This is a genomic window from Mesorhizobium sp. B2-4-3 (assembly GCF_006442815.1).
GTDB lineage: Bacteria > Pseudomonadota > Alphaproteobacteria > Rhizobiales > Rhizobiaceae > Mesorhizobium.
Genome location: NZ_VFVL01000030.1, coordinates 69,385 through 77,799, shown reverse-complemented (window position 1 = coordinate 77,799; position 8,415 = coordinate 69,385). Strand labels below are relative to the sequence as shown.

7 protein-coding genes are annotated in these 8,415 nt (G+C 65.9%); all 7 read left to right on the top strand.

Annotation, left to right across the window (positions count from 1 at the left end; all coding sequences use genetic code 11):
- Window positions 1-426: 426 nt before the first annotated feature.
- From FJ956_RS24075 to FJ956_RS24045, 7 genes are read left to right on the top strand one after another with little or no spacing between them, the layout of a single operon-like run.
- Window positions 427-1,521, top strand: a complete 1,095-nt coding sequence (locus FJ956_RS24075; protein ID WP_140684633.1) for a transporter substrate-binding protein — start codon at window positions 427-429, stop codon at window positions 1,519-1,521.
- Entirely contained in the window at window positions 1,518-2,120 is a 603-nt protein-coding gene (locus tag FJ956_RS24070; RefSeq protein ID WP_140684632.1) for an ANTAR domain-containing protein, read from the top strand. The genes FJ956_RS24075 and FJ956_RS24070 overlap by 4 nt, the downstream gene beginning before the upstream one ends.
- Window positions 2,098-3,003, top strand: coding sequence for an ABC transporter permease (locus FJ956_RS24065; RefSeq protein ID WP_140684631.1), 906 nt, complete (start codon window positions 2,098-2,100; stop codon window positions 3,001-3,003). Before FJ956_RS24070 ends, FJ956_RS24065 begins: the two co-directional genes overlap by 23 nt.
- 13 nt (window positions 3,004-3,016) lie before the next feature.
- Complete coding sequence (locus FJ956_RS24060; protein WP_140684630.1) at window positions 3,017-3,937, top strand: ABC transporter permease; 921 nt, start codon at window positions 3,017-3,019, stop codon at window positions 3,935-3,937.
- Window positions 3,938-3,971: 34 nt separating this feature from the next.
- Complete coding sequence (locus FJ956_RS24055) at window positions 3,972-5,615, top strand: ABC transporter substrate-binding protein (RefSeq protein WP_140684629.1); 1,644 nt, start codon at window positions 3,972-3,974, stop codon at window positions 5,613-5,615.
- Entirely contained in the window at window positions 5,605-6,549 is a 945-nt protein-coding gene (locus FJ956_RS24050; protein ID WP_140684628.1) for an acetamidase/formamidase family protein, read from the top strand. The genes FJ956_RS24055 and FJ956_RS24050 overlap by 11 nt, the downstream gene beginning before the upstream one ends.
- Window positions 6,546-8,366, top strand: coding sequence for an ABC transporter ATP-binding protein (locus FJ956_RS24045; RefSeq protein ID WP_140684627.1), 1,821 nt, complete (start codon window positions 6,546-6,548; stop codon window positions 8,364-8,366). The genes FJ956_RS24050 and FJ956_RS24045 overlap by 4 nt, the downstream gene beginning before the upstream one ends.
- The last annotated feature ends 49 nt before the right edge of the window (window positions 8,367-8,415 follow it).

The following is an 8,415-nucleotide window of genomic DNA, read 5'->3' as shown; positions in this document are numbered from 1 at the left end:
TGCTTTACAGCTGCAAAGACTTAGGACGGGCCGCCGCTCAGACCACGGTCATAACGTCTAGAATCCATGCCGTTACCTTCGCCAAGGCGTGCAATGGAGCAGAATTCTGCACCGTGGCGGCGCTTCCAAGTCACGGCATGGATTCTATGGTCTGCGCGCGTCGCTTCGCTCCTTGCTCCGCCATAGAATGACGAGGTTGCGGCGGCTTCAACCAATCCCCAGCGTTTGCGCTGATTTCACGCAAATGAACAGTGAAACGGTCCCAGAGGCCCGCAGCGCGCTCAAACTTTCAGGCTTGACTGATGGGCGGTACGGAATAGGGTAGCCCGCGAAAATACCGGCTTTGGTTGCCGGGCGGCAAGAATGCCTCGTATGCCTCGCCCATCCGGCGCTGGCTGCGAGGCTTTTTCATTTTTGGGGCCTTGCTTGAAACGACGTATCGAGATCGGCATCCTCTATTCGCGCTCGGGCAGCTACCAGCTCGTCTCCGACGCCTGCCGGCTGGGGGCGATGCGCGCGATCGCCGACATCAACGCCGATCGCGCGCAAAGCATCGAGCTCGTCCCGGTCGAGCGCGATCCGCAAAGCAATGCCGACCGCTACGCGACGCTCTGCGAGGATATCTTCCGCACCAGCAGCGCCCGCCATGTCGTCGGCTGCATCACCTCCTGGAGCCGCAAGGAGACCATTCCCGTTCTGGAGAAGGCGGGCGGCATGCTCTGGTACGCCTGCCCGTATGAAGGCTTCGAGGCCAACGAGCATGTCGTCTACATGCATGCCTGCCCGAACCAGCACCTGGTGCCGCTGATGGCTCATGTCGCGCCGCGTTTCGGCGCCAACGGCTTCCTGCTCGGCTCGAACTACATCTGGGGCTGGGAGATGAACCGCGTCGCGCGCGACCTGATCGCCGACGCCGGCGGCAAGGTGCTCGGCGAACGCTATCTGCGCATCGGCGAGACCGACGTTTCGCGCCTGATCGAGGAAATCCGCGTCACCCGGCCGAACTTCATCCTCAACAACCTGATCGGCACCTCGTCATATGCCTTCCTCGCCGCCTATCGCGACCTGGGACGAGAGGATGCGGCCTTCAAGCCTGACGCCTGCCCGGTGATCTCGTGCAATCTCACCGAGGGCGAGCTGACGGCCATCGGCGAAACCGGCAAGGGGCATCTGTCGGCCGGACCCTATTTCGCGCCGCGCCCGGCCGCCTTCGCCTCGTCCTTCGAGGCGTCCGCCTATGCCTCGGTGCAGGTGATGGCGGACGTGCTTTCCGGCAACCCGGACGCCGGCCCGGCGGAATTCTCGAAAGCCTTCGCCGAGCGCCGCTTCGCGACCCGCCTCGGGCCGATCGCCATCGATCCGCACACCCAGCATGCGACCCTGCCGGTGATCATCGGGCGTATTGCCGACGGCTTCTTCGAGGTGGTGAGCCGCGAGGAAGAGGTGGCGCCAGATCCCTATCTTTCGCGCTACGATCCGGCCAAGGTCTTCGGCCGCCCGCGGCTCAGGGTGGTGTCGTGAGCCGCGCCGCGCGCATCCCCAATCTCGGCGGCGCCAGGGCCTTCGTGCTGCATCGTCCGCACACCACGGTGCAGGCGATCACCAGGCAGTTGTCGGCGATCGGCCTCGCGGCGGTCGAGTGCTGGCCGCATTTGCCGGCGGAGGCGCTGGCGGCGGATTTCGTCTTCTTCGACGCCGACCTCGGCTTCGACGAGCAGTTCCCGTGGAAGCCGGGCGAAGCGCCGATGCCGCTGGTGGCGCTGATCGGCTCGGAGGCACCCGGCCGCATCGAGTGGGCGCTGTCGCACAAGGCCGACGCACAGCTTTTGAAGCCGGTCGGCAATGCCGGTGTCTACAGCGCGCTGCTGATCGCAAGGCAGGGTTTCGAGGCTCGCAAGCATTTAGCCGGCGAAATTTTCTCGCTGCGCCAGCGTGTCGCAGAGCGCCAGACCATCGTGCGCGCGGTCGCGGCTTTGTCGAAAGGCAGCGACGACGACCGCGCCTACGCGCAGCTGCGCTCGCTGGCGATGAGTTGGCAGATCAGCGTCGAGGAAGCGGCCCGGCGCATCGTGGCGATGACGGAAGCAGAGGGCGGCGATGACCAATCCCATCGCGCCTGACCTTTCGGCGGGCCGGATGCCGGCAAAGCCGCGCGCCGGCGTCTGGCGCCGGCTGGTCAGGCGGCCGCTGGCGCTGCTCGGGCTGTTCATTATCGCCATCGTGCTCGCGGGCGCCATCCTCGCCCCGTGGCTGACCGGCTACGATCCCAACGAGCAGATGTTCGACGGCCTGACGCTCGAAGGCTCGCCGCTGCCGCCGAACGCCAAGTTCTGGCTGGGCACCGACCTGCTCGGCCGCGACCTGTTGACCCGCATCCTGTTCGGCGCCCGCACCTCGCTGATCATCGGCATCGTCGCCAATGGCGTGGCGCTTCTGATCGGCACGCTGGTCGGCGTCACGGCGGGTTATTTCCGCGGCTGGATCGGCAGCGCGCTGATGCGCTTCACCGACCTGATGATGGCCTTTCCCGCGCTGCTTCTCGCCATCTGCCTGGCGGCGGTGTTCGAGCCGAGCCTCTGGATCGTCGCCATGGTGATCGCGCTGGTCAACTGGGTGCAGACCGCGCGCGTCATCTACACAGAGACCTCCTCGCTCTCCGAGCGCGAGTTCATCGATGCCGAGCGCACGATAGGGGCGAGCGCGCCGCGCATTCTCATCCGCCACATCCTGCCGCATCTCCTGCCGACCATCATCGTCTGGGGCACGCTCGGCATCTCGACCACGGTGCTGCTCGAAGCCACGCTCAGCTATCTCGGCATCGGCGTGCAGCCGCCGACGGCCTCGTGGGGCAACATCATCTTCGAGAACCAGACCTATTTCCAGGCGGCGCCCTGGCTGGTGTTCTTCCCGGGCGCCGCGATCCTGGCGCTGGCGCTGGCCTTCAACCTGGTCGGCGACGCGCTGCGCGACATCCTCGACCCGACGCAAAGAGGGCGCGAATAATGGGGGGCCGATTATGATTGCCTATCTCGGCCGCCGGCTCATCCAGTCGCTGCTCATCCTGCTCGGCGTCTCGCTGATCACCTTCGCGCTGCTCTATCTTTTGCCGGCCGACCCGGTGCGCCAGATCGCCGGGCGCAGCGCCACCCCCGAAACGGTGGAGAACATTCGCCGCCAGCTCGGCCTCGATCAACCTTTCATCGTCCAGTACTGGCACTATCTGACCCGGCTCGTCAGCGGCGATCTCGGCCGCTCCTACATCCAGCGCTCGGAAGTCACCGAGCTCATCGTCTCGCGGCTGCCGGCCAGCCTGCTGCTGATGGTCGGCGCCATCCTGTGCGAGCTGGCGATCGGCCTCACCATGGGGTTGATCGCCGCCGTCAGGCGCGGCACCGCCACCGACCAGACCTTGATGGTCGTCTCCTTCGTCGGCGTCTCGGCGCCGCAATTCGTCGTCGGCCTGCTGCTGCTCTACGTCTTCGCCGTCAGGCTCGGCTGGTTCCCGATCGGCGGCTACGGCAGCTGGCGCCACCTCGTGCTGCCCTCACTGACCATGGGCATACTCGGCGCCGGCTGGTACGCGCGCATGATGCGCTCGTCGATGATCGACGTGCTGCGCCAGGACTATATGCGCACCGCCCGCGCCAAGGGCCTGGCGCGCGGCGCCATCCTGTTCCGCCATGCGCTGCCCAACGCCATCCTGCCAGTCGTCGCCATGATCGGCATCGACGTCGGCATCTTCATGGGCGGCATCGTGGTGGTCGAAAGCGTGTTCGGCTGGCCGGGCATCGGCCAGCTCGCCTGGCAGGCCATACAGCGCGTCGACATCCCGATCATCATGGGCGTCACCCTGGTCTCGGCCGTCGCCATCGTGCTCGGCAACCTTCTCGCCGACATCATCGCGCCCTTCATCGATCCTCGCATCAAGCTCAGATGAAAATGAAAACCGAACAGAGAAAGGGAACATAAAAATGAAAAAGTTTCTCGCGTCCACCGTCGCTGCATCGGCGCTGGCGCTGATGCTCGGCATGGCAAGCGCGCGCGCCGACGACGCGGTCGACCCGAACATCAAGCAGGGCGGCGCCATCACCATCACCTACAAGGACGATGTCGCGACCCTCGACCCGGCGATCGGCTATGACTGGCAGAACTGGTCGATGATCAAGAGCCTGTTCGACGGGCTGATGGACTATGAGCCCGGCACCACCAAGCTCAAGCCCGACCTCGCCGAAAGCTACGAGATCTCGCCGGACGGCAAGACCTTCACCTTCAAGCTGCGCCATGGCGTGAAGTTCCACAACGGCCGCGAGATGACCGCCGACGACGTCAAATATTCGCTCGACCGCGTCACCAATCCGAAGACGCAGAGCCCGGGCGCCGGCTTCTTCGGCTCGATCAAGGGCTATGACGATGTCGCCGCCGGCAAGGCGGGCAGCCTCTCCGGCATCACCGTGGTCGACCCTTACACGATCAAGTTCGAGCTGACCCGGCCGGATGCCACCTTCCTGCATGTCATGGCGATCAACTTCTCGCATGTCGTGCCGAAGGAGGAGGTCGAGAAGTACGGCGCCGACTTCGGCAAGCATCCGGTCGGCACCGGCGCCTTCAAGCTCGCCGAATGGACGCTCGGCCAGCGCATCGTCTTCGAGCGCAATCCCGATTACTGGCATAAGGGCCTGCCGCATCTCGACAAGATCACCTTCGAGATCGGCCAGGAGCCGATCGTGGCGCTGCTGCGCCTGCAGAAGGGCGAGATCGACGTGCCCGGCGACGGCATTCCGCCGGCCAAGTTCCAGGAGGTGATGAACGATCCGGAACAGAAGGCGCGCGTCGTGGTGGGCGGACAGCTGCACACCGGCTACGTCACCATGAACACCACCATGGCGCCCTTCGACAATGTCAAGGTGCGCCAGGCCGTCAACATGGCGATCAACAAGGGCCGCATCGTCCAGCTGATCAACAATCGCGCGGTGCCGGCCAACCAGCCGCTGCCGCCCTCGATGCCCGGCTACGACAGGGCGTTCAAGGGCTATGCCTATGACGTCGCCAAGGCCAAGGCCCTGCTTGCCGAAGCCGGCCATCCCGACGGCTTCGCGACGCAGCTCTTCGCCATGAACACCGATCCCAATCCGCGCATCGCCCAGGCGATCCAGCAGGATCTGGCGGCCATCGGCATCAAGGCCAGCATCCAGTCGCTGGCCCAGGCCAATGTGATCGCCGCCGGCGGCGACAAGGCCGGCGCGCCGATGATCTGGTCGGGCGGCATGGCCTGGATCGCCGACTTCCCGGATCCCTCCAATTTCTACGGCCCGATCCTCGGTTGCGCCGGCGCGGTGCCGGGCGGCTGGAACTGGTCGTGGTATTGCAACAAGGACCTCGACGCCAAGGCGGCCGAGGCCGATTCCGTCGTCGACCCGGCCAAGTCCGAGGAACGCGAGAAGATGTGGAGCGCGATCTATGACAAGATCATGGAGGACGCGCCCTGGGCGCCGGTCTTCAACGAGCAGCGCTTCACGCTGAAATCAGCCCGCATGGGCGGCGCCGACAATCTCTATGTCGACCCGGTCCATATCCCGATCAACTACGACAATGTGTATGTGAAAGATGTGCAGTAACTGCGACTACACCATCCACGGGCGCCATCATCATTTCGGCTGGGACAATTCCTTCGCCCCGGCCGAGCGGGTGGCACCCGGCTCGACGCTCGAGTTCGAGTGCCTCGATGCGGCGGGCGGCCAGCTCCAGGCCGACAGCACGGTCGCCGACGTGGCCCGGCTCGACTTCTCCAAGGTCAACCCGGTGACCGGGCCGATCTTCGTCGAGGGTGCCGAGCCCGGCGATGCGCTGAAGGTGACGATCGAGATGTTCAAACCGTCCGGCTTCGGCTGGACGGCGAACATCCCGGGCTTCGGCCTGCTCGCCGACGACTTCAAGGAACCGGCGCTCAACATCTGGAAATACGACGCCGCCTCGCTCGAGCCGGCGTTGTTCGGAAAGAACGCGCGGGTGCCATTGAAACCGTTCGCCGGCACCATCGGCAACGCGTTGGCCGAGATGGGCCTGCATTCGGTGGTGCCGCCACGGCGTGTCGGCGGCAATCTCGACATCCGCGACCTTGCCGCGGGCACCACGCTCTATCTGCCGGTGGAAGTGCCGGGCGCGCTGTTCTCGGTCGGCGACACCCATGCCGCGCAAGGCGACGGCGAGGTATGCGGCACGGCGATCGAGAGTCCGATGGACGTCGTGCTGAAGCTCGACCTGGTGAAGGACGCGCGGCTGAAGACGCCGCGTTTCACCACGCCCGGCCCGGTGACGCGGCATCTCGACGCCAAGGGCTACGAGGTGACGACGGGCATCGGACCGGACCTGATGGCCGGGGCCAGGGAGGCCGTCCGCCAGATGGTCGACCTTTTGTCCGCCCGCTACAAGCTCGACCCGGTCGATGCCTACATGCTGGTCTCGGTCTGCGGCGATCTCAGGATCAGCGAGATCGTCGACATGCCGAACTGGGTGGTGTCGTTCTACTTCCCGCGCTGCGTGTTTGAATGAGCGCAGTCGTGGTCGACGAACACGCTGACGCCGCCGCAAGGGCGGCCGCGAGGCCGGTGCTCGAAATCACCGGCCTCTGCGTCGGCGTGCGCGGCGAGGACGGCGAGCGCGAAGTGGTGTCCGGCCTGTCGCTGTCGCTCGGACGCGGCGAGACGCTGTGCATCGCCGGCGAGTCCGGTTCCGGCAAGTCGATGACGGCGCTGGCGATCATGCGGCTCCTGCCGCAGCCGGCCGGCCGCATCGCTTCCGGGACGATCCGGCTCTTCAACAAGGATGGCAGTGCCATCGAACTGACGGCGCTCGACGAGCGCCGCATGCGCGACATTCGCGGCGACCGCATAGCCATGATCTTCCAGGAGCCGATGACCTCGCTCAATCCGGTGCTGTCGATCGGCCGGCAGCTCACCGAATCGATCGAGGCGCATACCGGCCTTTCCCACGCCGAGGCGCAACGGCGCGCGGTCGAGGCGCTGAAGGCGGTGCGCATCTCCGAAGCCGAAAGCCGGTTGAAACAGTTTCCGCACGAATTGTCGGGCGGCATGCGCCAGCGGGTGATGATCGCCATGGCGCTGGCGCTGGAGCCTGACGTGCTGATCGCCGACGAGCCGACGACGGCGCTCGACGTCACGGTCCAGGGCGAGGTGCTGGAGCTGCTGCGCGACCTGCAGCGCCAGCACGGCACCAGCGTCATCCTCATCACCCACGACATGGGCGTCGTCGCCGAAATGGCCGATCGCGTCATCGTCATGCGCAATGGCCGCATGGTCGAGGAAGGTGCGACCGCTGATATCTTCGCCAGGCCGCGGGCCGCCTATACGCAAGAATTGCTGGCCGCCGTTCCGCGCATCGGCTCGGGCGCAGGCCGGCGCGTCACGGGAGGGGCAGCCGGCGCAACCGGGCAGGACAAGGTCGCGGTGGTGAACGACCTTCATGTCCGCTTCGACCTGCGCGGCGGCTTCTTCGGCCGCGTCAACCGGCGGGTGCACGCCGTCGAGGGCGTCAGCTTCTCGATCGCGCCCAACGAGACGCTGGCGCTGGTCGGCGAATCCGGCTGCGGCAAATCCACCACCGCCAAGGCGCTTGCCGGCCTCGTGCCCTATACGGGCGGAGTGACGATCGGCGGCCGCGAGCTCTCCGGGCTTGGCGGCGACGCGCGCAAGGCGGTGCGGCGCGACGTGCAGATGGTGTTCCAGGATCCTTACGCTTCGCTCGATCCGCGCATGCGCGTCGGCGATCTGGTGGCCGAGCCGCTTCTGATCCACGGCATCGGCTCACGGCAGGAGCGCCAGAACCAAGTGGCTACCCTGTTTGAGCGGGTCGGTCTGTCGGCAGCACAGATGGAGCTCTATCCGCATGAATTTTCCGGCGGCCAGCGCCAGCGCATCTGCATCGCCCGGGCGCTGGCGCTAAGGCCGAAGCTGATCATCGCCGACGAGAGCGTGTCGGCCCTCGATGTCTCGGTGCAGGCGCGCGTGCTCGATCTTTTGAAGGAGTTGCAACGCGAATTCGGCGTCGCCTATCTCTTCATCTCGCATGACATGGCGGTGGTCGAGAACATCTCGGACCGCGTCGCCGTCATGTATCTGGGCCAGATCGTCGAGATCGGCAGCCGCGACCAGGTCTTTTCCAACCCGCGACATCCCTACACGCGGCGGCTTATCGAGGCGGTGCCGGTTCCCGATCCGTCACGACGCCGGACACGCTTTTCCCGTCTCGACCGCGAAATTCCAAGCGCGACCCGCCGGATCGGCGAAACCGTGCCGAAACTTGAGCTCAAGGATTTCGGCGGCGGGCATCTCGCCGCCGTCGGGGATTGATCGGAGCCACGCAGCTCGCCGTATTCGGCCTGGGACCGATCTGCTTGCG

What these genes read in the sequence shown, in the direction of transcription:
- FJ956_RS24055 (WP_140684629.1), top strand. Translation starts at nt 3,972, where the DNA reads ATGAAAAAGTTTCTCGCGTCCACCGTCGCTGCATCGGCGCTGGCGCTG.
- FJ956_RS24065 (WP_140684631.1), top strand. Translation starts at nt 2,098, where the DNA reads ATGACCAATCCCATCGCGCCTGACCTTTCGGCGGGCCGGATGCCGGCA.
- FJ956_RS24060 (WP_140684630.1), top strand. Translation starts at nt 3,017, where the DNA reads ATGATTGCCTATCTCGGCCGCCGGCTCATCCAGTCGCTGCTCATCCTG.
- FJ956_RS24045 (WP_140684627.1), top strand. Translation starts at nt 6,546, where the DNA reads ATGAGCGCAGTCGTGGTCGACGAACACGCTGACGCCGCCGCAAGGGCG.
- FJ956_RS24050 (WP_140684628.1), top strand. Translation starts at nt 5,605, where the DNA reads ATGTGCAGTAACTGCGACTACACCATCCACGGGCGCCATCATCATTTC.